Annotated in this window: 21 protein-coding genes and 1 pseudogene; 17 read left to right on the forward strand and 5 right to left on the reverse strand. The window is 64.8% G+C overall.

Annotated features, from left to right (window positions below; translation table 11 throughout):
- The 9 genes from A9G05_RS08995 to A9G05_RS09035 form a co-directional block, all read left to right on the forward strand.
- A partial coding sequence (locus tag A9G05_RS08995; RefSeq protein WP_218187189.1) for a phage/plasmid replication protein, II/X family occupies nt 1–250 on the forward strand: 250 nt, incomplete at its 5' end.
- On the forward strand, nt 250–492 hold the full coding sequence (locus A9G05_RS09000; RefSeq protein ID WP_069560642.1) for a hypothetical protein: 243 nt from the start codon (nt 250–252) through the stop codon (nt 490–492). The genes A9G05_RS08995 and A9G05_RS09000, both read left to right, overlap by 1 nt.
- Entirely contained in the window at nt 479–739 is a 261-nt protein-coding gene (locus A9G05_RS09005) for a hypothetical protein (protein ID WP_069560643.1), read from the forward strand. The genes A9G05_RS09000 and A9G05_RS09005 overlap by 14 nt, the downstream gene beginning before the upstream one ends.
- A gap of 5 nt (nt 740–744) precedes the next feature.
- Nucleotides 745–1,104 carry a DNA-binding protein gene (locus A9G05_RS09010; protein WP_069560644.1) on the forward strand — a complete coding sequence of 120 codons (360 nt, stop codon included), beginning with the start codon at nt 745–747 and terminating at the stop codon, nt 1,102–1,104.
- Nucleotides 1,105–1,106: 2 nt separating this feature from the next.
- Complete coding sequence (locus A9G05_RS09015; RefSeq protein ID WP_069560645.1) at nt 1,107–1,355, forward strand: hypothetical protein; 249 nt, start codon at nt 1,107–1,109, stop codon at nt 1,353–1,355.
- Nucleotides 1,352–1,606, forward strand: a complete 255-nt coding sequence (locus A9G05_RS09020) for a hypothetical protein (protein ID WP_069560646.1) — start codon at nt 1,352–1,354, stop codon at nt 1,604–1,606. The genes A9G05_RS09015 and A9G05_RS09020 overlap by 4 nt, the downstream gene beginning before the upstream one ends.
- Before the next feature lie 143 nt (nt 1,607–1,749).
- Entirely contained in the window at nt 1,750–3,279 is a 1,530-nt protein-coding gene (locus tag A9G05_RS27095; protein WP_139131103.1) for a hypothetical protein, read from the forward strand.
- Nucleotides 3,280–3,282: 3 nt separating this feature from the next.
- Entirely contained in the window at nt 3,283–3,585 is a 303-nt protein-coding gene (locus tag A9G05_RS09030; protein ID WP_069560648.1) for a hypothetical protein, read from the forward strand.
- Nucleotides 3,585–4,883, forward strand: a complete 1,299-nt coding sequence (locus A9G05_RS09035) for a zonular occludens toxin domain-containing protein (RefSeq protein ID WP_083272521.1) — start codon at nt 3,585–3,587, stop codon at nt 4,881–4,883. The genes A9G05_RS09030 and A9G05_RS09035 overlap by 1 nt, the downstream gene beginning before the upstream one ends.
- A 295-nt stretch (nt 4,884–5,178) precedes the next feature.
- Here A9G05_RS09035 and A9G05_RS09040 read toward each other — a convergent pair.
- The 5 genes and pseudogenes from A9G05_RS09040 to A9G05_RS09060 all read right to left on the reverse strand — a co-directional run bounded on the left by A9G05_RS09040 (nt 5,179) and on the right by A9G05_RS09060 (nt 8,911).
- A pseudogene (locus A9G05_RS09040) lies at nt 5,179–6,143 on the reverse strand (GNAT family N-acetyltransferase).
- A gap of 114 nt (nt 6,144–6,257) precedes the next feature.
- Nucleotides 6,258–6,719: an SCP2 domain-containing protein gene (locus A9G05_RS09045; RefSeq protein ID WP_069560649.1), complete on the reverse strand. Its 462-nt coding sequence runs from the start codon at nt 6,717–6,719 to the stop codon at nt 6,258–6,260.
- Complete coding sequence (locus A9G05_RS09050) at nt 6,716–7,603, reverse strand: U32 family peptidase (RefSeq protein WP_069560650.1); 888 nt, start codon at nt 7,601–7,603, stop codon at nt 6,716–6,718. Before A9G05_RS09050 ends, A9G05_RS09045 begins: the two co-directional genes overlap by 4 nt.
- Before the next feature lie 7 nt (nt 7,604–7,610).
- The gene (locus A9G05_RS09055) at nt 7,611–8,600 is read right to left on the reverse strand and encodes a peptidase U32 family protein (RefSeq protein WP_069560651.1); all 990 of its coding nucleotides are present in this window, start codon (nt 8,598–8,600) and stop codon (nt 7,611–7,613) included.
- A 77-nt stretch (nt 8,601–8,677) separates the two neighbouring features.
- Entirely contained in the window at nt 8,678–8,911 is a 234-nt protein-coding gene (locus A9G05_RS09060; protein WP_069564223.1) for a hypothetical protein, read from the reverse strand.
- Between the two features lie 219 nt (nt 8,912–9,130).
- Here A9G05_RS09060 and A9G05_RS09065 point away from each other — a divergent pair, with 219 nt between their 5' ends.
- The 8 genes from A9G05_RS09065 to A9G05_RS09100 all read left to right on the forward strand — a co-directional run bounded on the left by A9G05_RS09065 (nt 9,131) and on the right by A9G05_RS09100 (nt 18,243).
- Nucleotides 9,131–9,589: a GNAT family N-acetyltransferase gene (locus A9G05_RS09065; protein ID WP_069560653.1), complete on the forward strand. Its 459-nt coding sequence runs from the start codon at nt 9,131–9,133 to the stop codon at nt 9,587–9,589.
- A gap of 453 nt (nt 9,590–10,042) precedes the next feature.
- Entirely contained in the window at nt 10,043–11,920 is a 1,878-nt protein-coding gene (locus A9G05_RS09070; RefSeq protein WP_069560654.1) for a 3-dehydroquinate synthase, read from the forward strand.
- On the forward strand, nt 11,920–12,804 hold the full coding sequence (locus tag A9G05_RS09075) for a UbiA family prenyltransferase (protein ID WP_069560741.1): 885 nt from the start codon (nt 11,920–11,922) through the stop codon (nt 12,802–12,804). The genes A9G05_RS09070 and A9G05_RS09075 overlap by 1 nt, the downstream gene beginning before the upstream one ends.
- Complete coding sequence (locus A9G05_RS09080) at nt 12,801–13,559, forward strand: EboA domain-containing protein (RefSeq protein ID WP_069560655.1); 759 nt, start codon at nt 12,801–12,803, stop codon at nt 13,557–13,559. The genes A9G05_RS09075 and A9G05_RS09080 overlap by 4 nt, the downstream gene beginning before the upstream one ends.
- A gap of 29 nt (nt 13,560–13,588) precedes the next feature.
- On the forward strand, nt 13,589–14,473 hold the full coding sequence (locus tag A9G05_RS09085) for a TatD family hydrolase (protein ID WP_069560656.1): 885 nt from the start codon (nt 13,589–13,591) through the stop codon (nt 14,471–14,473).
- A complete protein-coding gene (gene eboE, locus A9G05_RS09090; protein WP_069560657.1) occupies nt 14,470–15,687 on the forward strand; it encodes a metabolite traffic protein EboE in 1,218 nt (405 codons plus the stop codon). The genes A9G05_RS09085 and eboE overlap by 4 nt, the downstream gene beginning before the upstream one ends.
- Nucleotides 15,680–17,125, forward strand: a complete 1,446-nt coding sequence (locus tag A9G05_RS09095) for an alkaline phosphatase family protein (RefSeq protein ID WP_069560658.1) — start codon at nt 15,680–15,682, stop codon at nt 17,123–17,125. Before eboE ends, A9G05_RS09095 begins: the two co-directional genes overlap by 8 nt.
- Entirely contained in the window at nt 17,095–18,243 is a 1,149-nt protein-coding gene (locus tag A9G05_RS09100) for a hypothetical protein (protein ID WP_069560659.1), read from the forward strand. The genes A9G05_RS09095 and A9G05_RS09100 overlap by 31 nt, the downstream gene beginning before the upstream one ends.
- The last annotated feature ends 6 nt before the right edge of the window (nt 18,244–18,249 follow it).

The raw sequence follows: 18,249 nt of genomic DNA on the forward strand, positions 1-18,249 counted from the left end.
CAACCTCTTCCGCACGTATCGCAGCATCCGCGATTACGGGTGGGAAGAGACCATGGCTTCAATGGCTCGCCGTACTTTTTACGACCACGTTCGTGACCTCCAGGAAGTGGGCATTTCCAAGGCCTTCCTGCAGAACCTCAAGGAACACGACAACGTCCGCAACGTCGTTCCGGTCCTCCAGCTCATCCAGATCGACTTCAGCGCCCAGCGCCCCGACTGGTACGTCGAGCCCACCGTGGAGGCTGCGTAATGACAGCCCTCAAGCGATTTTTCTCCGAGCTTCTGTTCCTCGCCGGTTATGCCTGTTCCCTTGGCCTGTTCTTTTACGGCCTCTACAGGTTCTCGTTCTGGATCGTCGACCTCGCCAACAGCTTCCCCGAGGCGTTTGCAGTCGGTGCCTTCGTTCCTGCGTTCCTGGCCATGTGCTTTCCCGGCTTCCGTGCCTTCCTCATGGCTCCGTTCAAAGGGGAGGGTGGCGATGCTCAACATTGACGCCCACCAGCGCCTGCGCAACGCCATGGAGGCCGAGATTGTTGCGCGTGTCCCTGACACCCAGCAGGCGCGGCACATCCTGGATGCATGCATGCGCCAGGTGCTGCTTGCCCTGGAGCAACAACAGCGTGCTCGTTCCGAGCTCGACCGCCAGTTCCACGAATTCCACCGCGACCCGAAAGCCCCGGCCCCGGCCTGGGCGTTCCGGTCTCCGGGCACTCGCCCACAACGTAACCCCCTGAGGTAATTCAAATGCTCGTACTGATCGGCCTGTGCCACGGCTACAACCAGACCTCCCGCAACGTCGGCGAAAACACCTACATCGATCACAACCTGTTGATCGAGGTAGAGACCATCAATCGTTACGGCTTCCCCGAGCGCAAGACCGAGGCCGTCAAGCTCTCTAAGGCCATGGTCGAGAAGGGCATGCAACACGTGTGGGACCAGATCAAGGGCCAACAAGTCAGCGTGCCCGTGTTCGTCAACTGCTGGGTCTCCAAGGCCAACAAGGCTGGCTATGACCTTTACCTCGCCGGTGACGGCAAGCCCATCAACCTCCAGCTCGTGCAGACCGCTGAAAAGCCGGCACCTGCCGTGCGTTCTGCGAGCTGACCATGGCTACCCGCGTCTCCTTCAGCTGCGAAGGCAACCACACGGTTGCCAGTGACGGGGCGCTCCTGTGTCAGGGGACCTGGATCGCCGAAGCGGTCCCGGCCCCGTTCGATTGGAAGACCATCAGCCCGGACCAGAAGGCCGAGCTGGCGGGGTTCTTCCTGGTTGGCTTCATCACTGTTGCCGGTGTCTGGTTTACCGGCTTCGTCCTGAAGCTCGTTCTCTCCCCACTCAGAAGGAAACACTCATGAAACTGATGAACATCGCTCGCAAGTACGGCCGTCAGGCCTCCGTCGCTGTCTCCCTGGTCGGCGCCACCGTGTTCTCCGGCCTCACCATGGCCGCTGACGCCACCAGCATCGCCGAATTGACCGCGGCCCTCGCTTCTCCGGCTGCCGAGGCCAAGACCGGCGCGCTCGCCATCGCTGGCATCGTTGGCGGCATTTTCGCCCTGCTGTTCGCCATCTACATCGTCCTCGGGATGATGAAGCGCCGCGGTTGATTCACCGGCCATCCGGCCTGTTGGGAAGGGGGCCTCTGGTCCCCTTTTTCATTGGAGGGAAACAACATGTTCGAACTTTGGCAGGCACTCTTCTTTGCAACTGGCGTTATCTGTGCATTTGTTTGTTTTGCGGGGTGGTGAATATGAAGCGCCTAATACTATTCATTCTGTGCCTATTTTCTTTTAACGCTTATTCCGCAACTACTTACAGCTGGAAGTTGACTGTTGTTGATATCAACCTTCCGCAATCCTTGCTTAATACGCAATATCCAAGCTACGCGGCTGCCTGCACTGCAATTCTAGATGCTTTCAAAGCAAAGTATCCAAAAGAGTCAATTTCCAAGATTGAATATATACCCTCGAATAACGCCACTTATTACGCTTGCAAAATAACCCTTTCTGGTGGCTTTTATCAGAACTACGGGGCCGCTACTCGTCAGGGCGACTCATGCCCCGCCGGCGGAACGTACAACCCAACTACCGGCGCTTGTGATGTTCCTTCTCAACCTCCTGGAACACGTTGCGGTGATGTCGATGCAACTGGTTATCCCAAGATTTACAACGCTTCCGGCGACTGTGTTCAAGCGACCCGAGCTGATATCGCGTCCTTTTGTAAGTTCCATGGCCAGGATCCCGACTACCAGGACTCCACGCTCGAAAACGTACTTGTTCAGAAAGACCCCAACGGAAACCCCATTCAACCAACCGATACCGCGCAGTTTGGATGCACGGTCAAAGTGACCGGCGCCAACTGCACAACTCCACCACCCGATGAAACATGCGCTGACGGTGTATGTGTCATCAAAGAGCGCTCTGCTGTTTGCACTCTAAACGTTCACCATACCGGCGAAGTCTTCAACGAGAAGGCTGATCCTGGTGTTCTCGCCAATGCTCGATGCAAGTCCGGTGACTGCCTCCCGCCACCTCCGAAACAGCAGACCAAACAAGAGCCCTGCACCTATGTTTCAACCGGCCCTAACTCCGTCGCCTGCGTTTCTTCGCAGTTCTTCACCAAGGAAGGCCAATCGCAATGCGGCACTGTGAATGGTGTTTTGACGTGTCGTAACGACATGCCGAAACCCGTTTCCGGTGGCATCAAGATCTCCACCGACGTCAAGACCGAGACGTTGCCTGACGGCTCCACCAAGACGACCAAGACCGACAAACGCACGGACACCAAGTGCGTTGGGATGGCCTTGGTCAACTGCATTTCCGGCGTCACCACCTCCAGCACCGTCACCATCAAGGACGGCAACGGCAAGGTCACCAGCACGACCGGCAGCTGTACCGGCAAGCTCTGCCCCGACTCGAACACCAACCCCGACGCAGACGGCGACGGCTTCGGCGATTGCGTCGGTGGCGACTGCACGAATCTTGGCGGGGAGGGCGGCGAGGGCGCTGGCGTCAAACACCCCGAACTCGGCGAGGTTCCTGGCTTTGGCGAGGCGCTCACCACCTTTGAGGACTCCGTATCCAATGGCCCCATACCCACCGCTCTACGGGGTTTTCGTGCGCCTTCTGGTGGCCAATGCCCCAGCGGCAGTGTCGATGTCTTTTTCGGCCATTTGGATTTTTCCGCCCACTGCGAGCTCGTCCAGGAGCAGGAACCATTGATTCGGCTCATCGCGAAACTTGCTTGGGCTTTTCTCGCCATGATGATCTTTCTGGGGTGATATATGGATTGGATAAAAAGCTTTTTCGTCGGTCTCTATAACGATCTTCTGCAATGGATTTACGATTTCGTTCTTTGGATTCCGCGTAAGTTGTGGTCGGACTTCCTCGTTTCGCTCGCAGAAAAGATTACCGGTATTCCTGCACCTGACTTCATCCTGGAAGCGAAGTCCCTACTTGCTCAACTTCCACCCGGCGTTACTTGGGCTCTCGATATGTGCCAGTTCAACTGGGGCATATCGCTCTGCATGAGTGCATTTGCACTTCGTTACGCCAAGAGTTGGATTCCGTTTGTCGGAGGTAAGTAATGGCTATTGATGCGTATGTCGGTCTTCCTGGTCACGGCAAGTCATACGGTGTTGTTCAACACGTTGTTATTCCATCGCTCAAGCAGGGCCGGCATGTTCTTACTAACATTCCGCTCCAGGTCGATATGCTGTTGCACGACTATCCCGACGGCAAAATCACTCAGCTCCCTGCCGATTGGTTTGAACGTGAAGACTTGGCCTCACTGTTTCCAAACGGTTCTGTTGTCGTCCTGGACGAACTGTGGCGACGTTGGCCACAGGCCATGACGTCGAAACAGGCGCCCATGGCCGACAAGTCGTTACTTGCCGAACACCGACACATGGTTGATGGCAACGGTAATTCCATGCGCATTGTTTTCATCACCCAGGACTTGAGCCAACTTGCGTCGTTTGCTCGCGTCCTGGTCGAACAGACTTTTCGCGTTGAAAAGCTGGTCGAGCTTGGTTTGCGCGGTAGATACCGGGTCGATATCTACCGTGGTCCAGTTACTGGCCAGCGTCCTCCGAAGTCCGCATTCATCCGCAGTTCCGGCCCGCACAAGTACAAGGAAGAGATTTACCGCTACTACAAGTCCGCCACGAAGTCCGACACCGGCGACGTTGGCGACGAGACCAAGGCTGACAACCGTGGCAGCATCTGGCGTTCTCCCATGCTCTGGGCAGCACTTGCCATGGGCCTCGCTGGTCCGCTGTTCGGCGGTTACTACCTGCTCAGCTTCTTCGATGTTGGCCGTTACCAGGAACAACCCCCAGCCACTGCCGCACTTGTGAATCCGCCGCCGCCATCGCTCCAGGAGCAGCCGGTTCTTCCAGGTGCATCGCCTCACGTCCAGGATCCCGCCACCAACCCAGCTCCACCAGCTGGACCCATCGTGTCCGACTTCTGGCGGGTAGGCGGCTTCGTCATGCCCGCAACCGATTCGCGACCCGATCAACCGGGATGGGCTTCGAAAGTCGGTTACGGTGACCGCCCTGGGGATCCGCCGATCAGCAAGACCGCCAAGGTCGTGCTCACCAGTCCGGCCGGTACCCGGTTCGTTCCGCTCGATAAATGCCAGCTCCAGGACGAGATCTACGTGACCTGTCCAGTGGATGGCCAACTGGTGACGTTCTGGAGTGGCGCGATGACGGGGGTAGCGGGTGCCATCAAGGGCGGCGTACAGCGGACCGTTGAGAGTGGCGTGGCGACGTATGAGCGTAGCGAAGCAGGAGCGCAGCCACGAACAACGGACCCCCGGCAGCCACCGCAGCAGAACCCGGTAACACCGCCAGCCGCTGCCACTTCACGGACGTTCTGAGGTTCGCCATGTCGCTTGACCAGGTCGTGATCATGTCTGTTTTCATCGCCGTGCATTCCGTGCTGTTGCTGGCGTGCGTTTGGCGGTGATTCGTCAGGGGGTTCCTGTTCCAGGAAGCCCATAATGCATATTATGTTAAATTGCATGTTATGGATTGGGCATCACTGATGCCTGTGTCCTCTCACTCACTCGCCCCGCTTCGTTCGTATCGGACATCGCCTCGACCTTCGCCACGTAGGTACTGGTCGAGGCTGTTTCGTTTCGCGGGCGCCGAGAGCGATGCCTGCGCAGCCAACTACAGGTGGAAGTCACCTGCAGCTTCCGGTTGGTAAAGCACCTTCCTGATCTCGATCCGGCGGGTCCGGTCTGAGATTCGCCAGTCGATGGCATCCCCCTCCTGGTAACCCAGGATGGCGGCGCCGATGTCGGAGCATACGGAAAGCTTACCGGCGCGGCTGTCTGCGTCTTCCGGGTAGACCAGGACCACCTCGAGCTCTTCGTCGTCCACCTGCAGCAAAGCCCGCGAGTTCATCGTGACGATATCGCGCGCCACCTGCTCCGGCGTGACGACGGTGGCCCGCTCGATTTCATGCTCGAGTTCCACAATGACTGGGCCTTCTTCAAGGACGATCAGGCTTTCGAGCCTGGCCTTGTCGAACTCGGTGATGGATATGCCAGTGGCATTGCCAAGAGCACCTTCGCGCAAGAGCTGGAAATAGCGTTCCGCCGACATGGCAAGCGACTTCAATGACGGCGTTTCGCTCTCGAGCAGGAAGCCGCTGCGCAGGAAGGCTTTCAGTGATCGCACGTTGTCCGGGTGGATCTTGGCGATGAGCTTCTTGGCCCGCATGTCGAGGAAGGCCAGCTTCATGCCCTCGCGGATCGTACTGGCGCCGAGGTTCCGGCCCCACTCGCCGCTGTTTCCGATGGCCAGGACGATCTCGCAATCCGGGCCGGTCTTGATGAGGCGGACAAAGCCCACCGGGGTGTCGTGCCGGTCGAAGGCCAGGAAGAATCGGCCATCCCGGTTGAACAGATGAGTGAGGATCGGCGATTGAGACCGATCGATGGCTTGCTCGATGGAGCGCGAGACATCACGCGAATCGCTCAGGTAGCAGGTGACGCGCTCATCCTCCAACCAGTCCATCAACGTCAGCGCGTGTGCCCGAGTGATTTCAGGGCACAGCGAAATGAAAGGCTTGTTCATCTTCACCACACACGTATCCGTAAAGAATGAAAGCCCTTCATGGCTACGGCCATGACGGTTCTTTCTGCGACCGGCCACTTTAAGGCATTGGGCAAGAATGGCGAACGACCTGAGCGCTTTTACTGGATCAGCCGTTGCATGCCTGCTGTGTAGGCACGGCGTAAAACCTACCGCACCTGCGCCCCAACCTCCTGCATGAACTGCCACAGCCTCGGTGGCAACTGGTCCGGGTCGAGGCCGTCGAGCAGGTTTTTCATGCCGAGTCCCAGGTCGGTATCGCCTTCGATGACCAGGCGCCGACGGAAGAACAGTGTGTCCGGGTCTTCCTGGCGGCTGGCCAGCAACAGGAAGTCGCGCCAGGTTCCGCGGATGCACACATCCACCGAGCGGCGCTGGGCCACTCGCAGCCGATTGCCGCTGCAACTCACGCACCAGGCCAGGCCCAGGTCGCTGACCTCCAGGCGCAGCCAGCGATTTTCCAGCAGATGGAACGCACCCTCGGACAGCGGCGCGGCGAACAACCGCGCGGCAGCCAGCTCGATCACTCGGCGCTGGATGGCGAACGGCACGTGACGGCTGTAAGGCAGCAGCGGCTGGCCCAGTCTCAAGGCCCATTTGGCGACGCTCATAGCCCGCCCTCCTCCACGGCCAGCATCCCCGGTTTGCCGTGCCAGTAACCGTTGCAGCCACTGACCGCGAGGGGCGGCAAGGCACCGTCACGCACGGCGGCGAATTCGCCAATGACCCGATCCATGCCCTCGCTGCGTGGGCTGAGGCGCAGCACATCAACGCCACTGCCCGCGACACTGGCGTAGTCGGCCAGCAGATTGCCCACCTCGGCGGACATCGTCTGGATGCCATTCAGCGTGAACAGCGCCTGGCCTTCCTGGCTCAGCAGCGGGATGCCTTCGGGGTAGTTCTGGCAGCAGAACTGGCAATCGTCCTTGGGCCGGTTCTCGGCCCGTGCCGTGAAGCAGCGGGCCGAATACGCCAGCGGCAGATGGCCGTAGGCGAACAGTTCCACCTCCGGGCGCGGCGCCTGCAAAGCGTCGAGTTGCTGCAGGCACTCGTCCAGCAGTCGCCCGGAGCACTCCACCGGCGGCACCCAGCGCTGCAGGCCACAGGCTTGCAGCTCCATCAGCGCATGGGCGTTGTAGAGATTGAGCGCCGGGCCGCCGACGAAGGGCCTGCCCTGCTCCGCCAGCAACTGCACCGCGCCCATGTCGTTGGCTTCCACCAGCAGCTCGCCGTTGTCGCACAGGCGGCGAAGGCTGGAGAGCTCCGAGGACGCCTCCACCAGCGCCAGGCCCGACAGCACAAGCTCGGCCCGAGTGCCCTCACGCAACTCGCGGGCCAGCCCCAACCAGTCGTCCAGCGACAAGGCGCGGCGCTTGGAGCACACCGTCTCACCCAGGTAGATGATGTCGAGCGGCTGGCTGGCCATCTCGGCGTAGAAGTCCAGCAGCTTGTTGCGGCTCCAGTAGAACAGCACGGGTCCGAGGCTCAGTTTCATAGGGTCCTCACTGCCAGGATCGGTGGTAAGCGCCGAGGGTCGTCTGGCTGCCTTCCGACAGCCCGTCCAGTGCCCTGCGCCAACGCTCCTGGACGACAAAGCGGCCGCTGGCGTGGGCGTCCAGTGCCTCGCGCCAGACCCGCGTGACCTGCTCGACATAGGCCGGGCTGCGTTGGCGGCCCTCGATCTTCACCGCGGCGATGCCCATCTCCGCCAACTGCGGGATCAGGTCGAGGGTGTTCAGGCTGGTGGGCTCCTCCAGCGCATGGAAGCGCTGGCCTTCGACCAGAAAGCGGCCCTTGCACAAGGTCGGGTAGCCTGCCGGCTCGCCCGGCGCATAGCGGTCGATGAGCACCTCGCTGAGGCGTGAACTCAGGCCCTCGGCATCCTCCTGCCAGCGCACCGCCTTGGCGGGTGAGCACACGCCGCAGAGGTTGGGCGATTCCCCCGTCACGTAGGACGACAGGTGGCAGCGGCCCTCCGCCATGATGCACAGGCTGCCGAAAGCGAACACCTCCAGCGGCACGCTGCTCTTCTCCGCCACCTGGCGCACCTGGGCCTGGGACAGCACCCGTGGCAGCACCGCGCGGCGGATGTTGTAGCGCTGCTGGTAGAACGCCAGCGCGGCCGGGTTGGTGGCCGAGCCCTGCACGGAAAGGTGCAGGTTGAGATCGGGGTGGCGCCGGCTGGCATAGGCCAGCACACCGGGATCGGCCGCGATCAACGCATCCACGCCCAGCGCCGCCGCCTGGTCCACAGCGCGTTGCCAGCGCGCCCACCCCTGAGGCTGGGCGTAGGTGTTCACCGCCACATAGAGCTGCCGGCCGCGCTGGCGGATCAGTTGAAGGCCGGTCTCCAACTGCCGCTCATCCAGATTGAGCCCGGCGAAGTGGCGTGCGTTGGTGTCATCGCGAAAGCCCACGTAGATGGCGTCCGCGCCTTGCTGGAGAGCAGCCTTGAGGGCGGGCAGACTGCCCGCCGGACAGACCAGATGCATGAATCGACTCCTGCTCGAACGGCGATGCGCCAGTCTAGACAGGGCATTTGTGGCTGCCTTGATCACGGTCAAGCGGTTCAGGCCAAGAGGCCGTCCAGCGCCAGGAACTCAACGGGCTCCCCAGCCCTCAAAGTCTGCCCCGTCTCCACCACCGCAAAACCTTCTGCCCAGCTCATGGCCCCCAGCATCGCCGAGCCCTGATGCGCGTGCAGCACGGCTCGCAGCTCACCAGCCACCGGTACCAGCCGAGCGCGCAGGTACTGCCGCCGCCCATTGGCCTTGAGCCAGTTGAAGCCGGCCGGCAGCGACACCGAGCGCGGCAATACGACACGGCGGCCCTGAGCGGCCAGAACGCTACCAGGCGCCCCAAGCCGTAGACGAGGGCTGAACCCCAGGCACACGCCGAAAATTGGTCTGCCTAACTGCTAAAAACTGGTCCGTAATCACCTACCACTGCCCCGGTATAAATCCCGGCCTGGGTCCTGGCAGTTGCCGACCCGGACTTTCATGACCAGCAAGGATTCAGACCCATGACAGCAATGCAGCAGGTGGTAGCCGTTCGCCCCGTTACGGACGCGGACTTCGAGCAATGGCAGGCGTACTGGGGCCAGTACCAGGCGTTCTACAAGGTGGAACTGGGGCCGGAAATCACCCGGCGCACCTGGGCCCGCTTCTTCGACGCGAGCGAGCCGGTGGAGTGCGCCGTGGCCGTGGAGGGCGAGCGGGTGCTCGGCTTCGTCCATTACGTGTTCCACCGCTCCACCTGGGGGCAGAACGACTTCTGCTACCTGGAAGACCTCTTCGTCTCCCCCGAGGCCCGTGGGCGGATGATCGGCAAGCAGCTCATCGAACACGTCCAACACCAGGCCCGTGCCCGCCACTGCGACCGGCTCTACTGGCACACCCAGGAAACCAACCACACCGCCCAGCGCCTGTATGACTGGATCGCCGAGAAACCCGGCGTGATCGAATACCGCATGGCGCTGTAACACCCTGGAGCGAGGCCCGGGGCCTCGCTTCGTTTCGCCCGCCAACACCCAACGGGTTGCCACCGGCTGCCGCTGCAATCCTGCTGAGGGCACCCGTGCCTGCTAGAGCCTTTCTTCATCACAGGACCGCGCATCCATAACCAATGGATTGGCAGGTGGCGTCCTCGCCTACGCGCCCTGCCCCCTCGGACCCCTCGTCCGACGCGGCTTTCAGTCCCTCCATGAAGTAGAACGCAGCGCCCTGGTGCGGGCTTCTGCTGCCACTGGCGGGCCAGTCGCGGCGCCTTGCAAATACCCCTTCGCTGGCTACGTTGATAGCAAAACCACAGTACAGGTAAGCCTTCTCCCAACCGACCCATCCGGAAGTGTGTCGGCCCCGCTGAATCCGCTGCACGGCAGCGCGCCTTGAGACAGACGGGATACGGAAATCCGCCATAAGAACAAGGACTTCGCATGAAACGTGGCCTGATGACTCACGTCCTCTCCCGCAGAGGCCGTACGGAATTCCTTTGCCTATCGCTGGCCCTCTTCGTGGGCCTGGTGATCGTCAGCTTCCTGCTGCTCGAAGCCCCCTTGCAGCAGTGGCTGGACGGCCTCGGCCCGACCGCGACCGACCCACTGCGCAGCCTGGGCCTGGCTGCCCTGCTGGTGGCCCTGCTGGCGCTGGACGTGGTGCTGCCGGTGCCCTCCAGCATGGTCTCCTTGCTGGCCGTGGCGGCCCTGGGCGCCATTGGTGGCTACCTGGCGATCTTCACCGGCCTTTGCCTGGGCTCGCTGCTGGGCTACTGGCTGGGGGCCGGCTACATCCGCCTGCTCTCGGGTTGGCTGAACCTCGCTGATTGGGACAAGGCCAGCCGCCTGGCCAACCGCATCAACACCCTGTCGCTGATCTGCCTGCGCGGCGTGCCGGTGCTGGCGGAAACCTCCGTGCTCGCCGCCGGCATGCAGCGCTACCCGCTGCGACGCTTCCTGGTCATCACCACCCTGGCCAACGCCGGCCTGGCACTGGTGTACAGCGCCCTGGGCAGCGTCGTCGCCGAGGAGCAGGTGCTGCTCTGGGCAGTGATGGCCAGCATGGTCCTGCCCGGGCTTTTCCTGCTCGGCAAGGGTGCCCTGGCCCGTCGCCAGCCCCGTGCCGCCGAGGCCGGCGAAACCCTGGATGGCCGTTTCACCGTGGCCTACCACTACCCGGTGCATTTCACCGACCACCTGTTCGACCCCGCCAACCCTTGCCTGCATGAGCAACTGACCCAGCGCGGCAGCGGCCCCGTCTCGCTGCTGGCCTTCGCCGATGCCGGCCTGCTCGATGCCGCGCCCGGCCTCGACGAACGCATCACACGCTACGTGCAGGCCCACGGGGACCTGCGCCTGCTGGCCGCGCCCATCCCGGTGCCGGCTGGCGAGGCGGCGAAGACCGCCGAGGTGCTGCAGTGGCTCTACGCGCAGATGCTCGAACACGGCCTGGACCGCCACTGCTACGTGCTCGCCCTGGGCGGCGGTGCGCTGCTGGACAGCGTCGGCTACGCCTGCGCCACCTTCCACCGGGGCGTGCGCCTGGTGCGAATCCCCACCACCGTGCTGGCCCAGAACGACGCCGGCATCGGCGTGAAGAACGGCATCAACGCCTTCGAGCAGAAGAACCTGCTGGGCGCCTTCCAGCCCGCCGATGCGGTGATCAATGACTTCCAGTTACTGCTCAGCCTGCCGCGCCGCGACCAGTTGGCCGGGCTGGCCGAGGCGGTAAAGGTCGCCGCCATCAAGGACGCTACCTTCTTCGCCTGGATGGAGCAGCACGCCGACGCCCTCGCCCGCTTCGAGCACGCCCCCAGCCGCCACGCCATCCACCGCTGCGCCGAGCTGCACCTGCAGCACATCACCCGCGCCGGCGACCCCTTCGAGCGCGGCAACGGCCGGCCGCTGGACTACGGCCACTGGGCCGCCCACAAGCTGGAGAAACTCAGCCGCCACCGGCTCCGCCACGGCGAAGCGGTGGCCGTCGGCATGGCCCTGGATGCGCTCTACGCCCAGGCCAGCGGGCTGCTGCCCACCTCCGAGCTGGAGCGCCTGCTGCACCTGCTGCTGGGCCTGGGCTTCGACCTCTCCCCGGCGGAACTGACCCTGCGCGACGAACAGGGCCAACTGCGGGTGCTGCAAGGGCTGGAAGACTTCCGCCAGCACCTGGGCGGCGCACTGTCGATCCCCATGCTCGACCGCATCGGCCACGCCGTGGACCTGCACCAGATCGACGACCTGCGCATGGAGCAGGCCATCGAACGCCTCGCCGGGTTCGGCCACCAGGCCTTCGTCCCTGCAGAGGGCGCCCCGTCATGATGGCCCAGGGCTCGCTGCACACCTGGCTGACCCTGGGACGGGTCTCCAACCTGCCCACGGTCTGGACCAACGTCCTGGCTGCCGCATTGATCGCCAGCGCGTCCGGGCCCCATGCCCCGCCCTCGGCCCTGGGCTGGCTCCTGCTGCTGGCGGCAGGGTCCGCGCTGTACCTGGCGGGCATGCTGCTCAACGACCTGTTCGACGCCGACTGGGACAGCCAGCACCAGAACCCGCGCCCCATCGCCCTGGGCCAGGCCAGCCGGCAGCAGGTGCTGCTCGCCAGTGCCGGGCTGCTGGGTATGGCAGCACTGGCCGTGCTCCTGCTCAGCCGCCTCGCCACGCAGCCCCTCTGGCTGCTGGCCAGCGCCGCCGCCCTGGCCGGGCTGATCCTGGCCTACAACCTGCTGCACAAGCACTACCTGCACAGCGTGTGGCTCATGGGCGGCTGCCGTGTTGCGCTTTACCTCACCGCTGCCGCCAGCCTCGGCGCCCCGTCGGCGTCCCTGTGGCTCTGTGCGCTGCTGCTGGGCACCTACATCAGCGGTCTCACCTACGTGGCCCGGCAGGAACACCTCAACCGGCTCACCAGCCTGGTCCCGCTGCTGCTGATGCTCAGCCCGCTGCTGCTGGCCCTCCGGGGAGAGGGCCTGATGTTCTGGCTGATGCTGCTGCTCTGGCTCGGCTGGCTGGGCAAGAACTACCGCCAGCATCTGGCGCGACCCGGCCAGCGCAACGTGCGGGCCTTCATCGGTGCCGGGCTGAGCGCGCTGCCGCTGTACGACGGCATGGTCCTGGCCCTGGCCGACGTGCCCTTGGGCAGCCTCTTCTGCATCGGCGTGTTCCTGCTCCTGCCGCGCCTGCAACGCTGGGTGAAACCGACATGAATCCCACTGCCTGCCTCCTGCCCGACCTGCGCCTCGACAGCGCACGGATCACCGACCTGCGCCAGACCCTGGTCGCCGCCCTCGACGATGACGCGCGAGCGGCCTGGGAGCTGACCTGCCAGCGCCTGGCCGAACACCCCGATGGCGACACCCTGGCCCTGCTCAGCGGCCGCCTGCGCCGCCAGCTTGGCGAGCAGTACGTACAGGGCCTGCACTGGCGGCGCGGTGAGCTTGGCCGTGCCCTGCTGCTGGCCCAGGCCCTGCAGGCCCAGCCAGAAGGCGCCCGCGAAGCGCTGCTGAAGCGCTACTTCGCCTGGGGCGACGACCTGGAGAAGGCCGCCCTGCTCAAGGCGCTGGACTGGCTCGATGGCCACGGCACCTGCCTGGACCTCGCCCTGCAGGCCACCCGCACCAACAGCAGCGACGTGTTCGCCGCCCTGGCCCTGGACAACCCCTACCCCGCCCGCTTTTTCCCCGAGCGCGCCTTCCAGCAGTTGATGCTCAAGGGCGTCGCCATGGAGCTGGACATGCGCCGCGTGCAGGGCCTGGAGGCGCGGCGCAACGGGGTGCTCAACCAACTGGTGCTGGACCAGTTGAACGAACGCCTGGCCGCCGACCGCAGCGCCCTGCCCGGCCTCGCCCAACTGCTGGCCTGGCCCCTGCTGACCCTGGCGCAGATCGCCAGCCTCCAGGCCCACGCCCGCGCCGGCCGGCTGCCGCCCGGCTGGCTGCCCGCCGACTTCCCCCGCACCTGATTCCCCGCACACCGAGAAAGGATGCCCCCATGCCCAGGTACTTCGACCCGCACATTCACATGGTCAGCCGCACCACCGACGACTACCAGAACATGGCCGACGCCGGCATAACCGGCGTCATCGAGCCGGCCTTCTGGCAGGGCCAGGCCCGCACCAGCCTGGGCAGTTTCGTCGACTACTTCGACACCCTGGTGGGCTGGGAGCGCTTCCGCGCCAGCATGTTCGGCATCCACCACTTCTGCACCATCGGCCTCAACCCCAAGGAGGCCAACAACATGACCCTGGCCAACGAGGTGCTGGACATCCTCCCGCGCTACCTGGTCAAGGAAGGCGTGGTGGGCGTCGGCGAGATCGGCTACGACGACATCACCCCCGAGGAGGAGCACTTCTTCGCCCGCCAACTGGACCTGGCCAAGCGCTTCAACCTGCCGGTGCTGGTGCACACCCCGCACCGCGACAAGATCGGCGGCACCCGCCGCACCCTCTCGGTGATCCGCGAGGTGGGCGTCCCCGAGCACCTGGTGCTGATCGACCACCTCAACGAGCTGACCCTGCCCCTGGTGATGGAGAGCGACTGCTGGCGCGGGCACTCCATCTACCCCAACACCAAGATGTCCGAGCAGCGCATGGTGGCGCTGCTGCAGCAGTACGGCACCGAGAAGATGGTGGTCAACAGCGCCGCCGACTGGGGCGTCAGCGACCCGCTGAAGGTGCCCAAGACCGGCGAAGCCATGCGCCAGGCCGGCTTCAGCGAGGCCCAGGTGGAGCAGGTGCTGTTCGACAACCCGGTGGACTTCTTCGCCCAGAGCGGCCAGTTGGACAAGGCCGAAGTCGGCAGCCTGCTGCCCATCGACCAACGCCGCCTGTGGCAGGAAAACTCGGCCCTGCGCGGCCAGGAACCGGTGGTGAAATGAACGGTGCGATGGGATGGACCCCAGCGCAACTGGGTTACTGCGGCAACGTCCACCCGGCCCATGACCTGGAAGCGCTCTGCGCCTCCATCACCGGGCCGTTCCAGGCAGTGCGCCGGCAGCGCGGCCTGGCCGAACAGGACAGCGGCCTGTGGATCAGCGCCCATGCCGCCAGCGAACTGCAGGTGCCGGACCGCCGTCGGGCCTTCCTCGCTCTGCTGCGGCGCTGCGGGCTGCGCCTGACCTCGCTGAACGGCTTCCCCTTCGGGCGCTTCCACGGGGCGGCAGTCAAGGCCGAGGTGTACCAGCCCGACTGGGCCGATCCCCGGCGTCTGGCCTACAGCCTGCTGTTGGCCGAACTGCTGGCCGAAGCTCTGCCGGAGGACTGCGACCAGGGCGTCATCTCCAGCGTCCCCCTGGGCTATCGCGCCCACTGGACGCCGGCCCGTCAGCGGCACGCCGAGAGCCGCCTGCGCCAACTCACCCGGAGCCTGGCCGAGCTGCGCCAGCGCACCGGCAAGCACATCCGCCTGTGCCTGGAGATGGAACCGGACTGCGTGCTGGAGCGCACCGAGGAGGCTCTGGCGTTCTTCACCCGCTGGCGCGACACGGACCCGAACTGGCGCCACCTGGCGCTGTGCCTCGACGTGTGCCACCAAGCGGTGCTGTTCGAGGAGGTGGGCGAATCCCTGGTGCAACTGCACCAGGCCGGCATTCCGGTGGGCAAGATCCAACTGTCCAACGCCCTCGCCTGCCAGTTGCCGATTCAGGCGCGCGCCCGGGCCATGGCCCTGGAGCGGCTGGCCGGCTTTGCCGAGGGCGTCTACCTGCATCAGGTGAAGGGCCGCCGCCACGACGGCAGGCTGAGCAGTTGGGTCGACCTGCCCCAGGCCCTGGCCGACCCGGCGCTGCACGCCTGCACGGAGCTGCGCGTGCATTTCCACGTGCCGCTGTTCACCGAGCGCTTCCAGTGGCCGGAGCTGCACGGCACCCAAGCGGCCCTGCACGCGGTGTTCGACACCCTGGCCGCGCACCCCGGGCTGCACCCGGTGCTGGAGGTGGAGACCTACAGCTGGAACGTGCTGCCCGAGGCTCTGCGCCCGGCCAGCGAAACCGCCCTGGCCCAGGGCATCGCCGCGGAACTGGCCTGGGTCGATGACCAGTTGGCCTCGCGCTTCGGGCCGGCCCTGCGCCGGCGGGCGGTGCGCCATGGCTGACCCCAGGCCCCTGCTGCTGGTGGACGTGGTCGGGCTGACCCCGTCCCTGCTCGGCGATAACACCCCCCACATCAACGCCCTGCTCAAGCGCGGGCGCATGGCCGGCCTGCAACCGGTGTTCCCGGCCGTCACCACCAGTGTGCAGGCCTCCATGCTCACCGGCCTGCCGCCTTCGGGGCACGGCATCGTCGGTAACGGCTGGTACTTCCGCGACCAGGCCGAGGTGCGCTTCTGGCTGCAGCCCAATGCCCTGGTCCAGGGCGAGAAGGTCTGGCAGGCCATCGCCCGCCAGTGGCCGGCGTTCCGCTGCAGCCAGCTGTTCTGGTGGTACAACATGTACGCCGACGTCAGCGCCTCCATCACCCCGCGCCCCCACTACCCCGCCGACGGGCGCAAGGTGTTCGGCCTCTACTCGTCCCCCGCCTCGCTGCACGCGGAGATCGAGCAGCGCATCGGTACCTTCCCCTTCCCTAGCTTCTGGGGCCCGATGGCCGGCATCGGCTCCAGCCGCTGGATCGTCGACTGCGCCATGGCCGAGTTCGACCTCAATCGGCCGCACCTGCAACTGGTCTACCTGCCCCACCTGGACTACGACCTGCAGCGCCTCGGCCCACGCCACCCGGAGATCGGTGCCCAGGTGCGCGCCATCGACGCCGAGGTGGGCCGCCTGCTGGACTTCGCCCGCACCCAGGACACTGCGGTGATGCTGGTGTCCGAGTACGGCATCGAGCCGGTGCAGCAGTCCATCTCCATCAACCGCCTGCTGCGGGCCGAAGGCTGGCTGCAAGTGCGCCGTTCGCTGAGCTGGGAGCTGCTCGACCCCGGCGCCAGCGCGGCCTTCGCCGTGGCCGACCACCAGGTGGCCCACGTCTACGTGCGCGAGCCCCGTGAGCTGCCCCGGGTCAAGGCGATGCTGGCGCGCCAGCCGGGCATCGAGCGGGTGCTGGACCGTGACGAGCAGCGCGCCTGGCAGCTGGACCACCCCCGCGCCGGCGACCTGGTGGCCATGGCCGCGCCCGGCTACTGGTTCGATTACTACTACTGGTTCGACGACCGCCTCGCGCCGGACTTCGCCCGCACCGTGGACATCCACCGCAAGCCTGGCTACGACCCGCTGGAACTGTTCGTCGACCCCGCCATCGCCTTCCCGCGCCTGCGGGTGGCGCGGCGCCTGGCGCAGAAGCTGCTCGGCTTCCGCTACTACATGGACCTGATCCCCCTGGACACCCGCCTGGTACGCGGGAGCCACGGCCGTCTTCCCGCCAGCGACCAGGATGGACCGCTGCTGATCACCGATTGCGACCTCCCCTTACCGGACCGCCTGCCGGTCACCTCGGTAAAACACCTGCTCCTGCAGTACTTCCTGGGGCACCGCACTCTCGACAAGGCTTCGGCCAAGGAGACCCCATGCAACGAGCCCTCTCCCTTGCAGTCCTGAGCATCCTGGCCGGTTCGGCCCAGGCCCAGAGCCAACCCTCCTTCGACTGCACCGGTTTCTTCGACTACGGCGGCCATGCCGATGCCCTGCGAACGCAGTTCACTGGCGCACCGGAAGTCACCGCCTGGAACTGGTTCGTCTGCCTCAACCAGCCCGAAATAAAGGGCAGCACCAGCCGCGTCTGGGAGGGCCTCAAGCCCACCGACCAGGTGTTCCTGCCCAACGGTGGCAAACCGCTGCCCTACAACGAGCGTGAACCCACCCCCACCACGGTGCTGAAGCAGGCCAAGCAACTGGGGCTGGACACCACAGCCACCTTCCACAACCTCGACAGCATCCAGCAGGTGGACGGTCTGGTGCTGGAAATGGGCGGCCAGGTGCCGGCGGCGCAGAAAGGCAAGCCGGTGCGCTTCCAGCTGCTGATGGGCCAGGGCACCTTCGACTACATCGTCGACAAGCAGGTCTACAACGTCGACGGCCAGGCTGCGCTGACCGCCAACCTGGCCTTCCCCGCCAACGCCTGGGAGGTGAAGACGGCGTGGATCTGGATCGGCACCGATAAGACCTTCCGCAAGACCCTGGAGAACGACGGCTACTACATCGCCCAGGCCTACTACCTGAAGAACGGCAGCCAGTACGAAGTGGGCTACGCCGCCCTCAGCGGCATGCACGTGATCAACAAGCTCACCCCCGACTGGGTCTGGACCACCTTCGAGAACCGCAACAACAGCAAGTACACCGTCACCAACGACATCCCGCCCAAGCCGATGACCAACAGCACCGGCCCGACCCCGGCGGCCCAGGCCGCCAACGCCCAGTTCCAGCCGCAGTACGCCGCGCTGGGCCAGTACGAGCTGATCGGCGTGCAGTACATCGCCGGCGGCGAGCCCAAGCTGCTGGCCAACTCGCAGTTGGAGTCGGCCTTCCAGAGCCAGTCCTCGTGCCTGGCCTGCCATGGCACGGCGGCCTTCTCGGCGAAGAAGGGCTACTTCAACTTCGCCCTGCCCTCCCAGGACGGCATCGCCTACCCCGTGGAACCGCTGCCGGAGAGCGCCTTCGCCGGCTACAACCGGCTGGACTACGTCTGGTCGCTCAAGCGCGCCCAGTGGAAACAATAAGGAGCA

Origin of the sequence: Pseudomonas sp. ENNP23 (assembly GCF_001728945.1) — a bacterium.
Lineage (GTDB): Bacteria > Pseudomonadota > Gammaproteobacteria > Pseudomonadales > Pseudomonadaceae > Metapseudomonas > Metapseudomonas otitidis.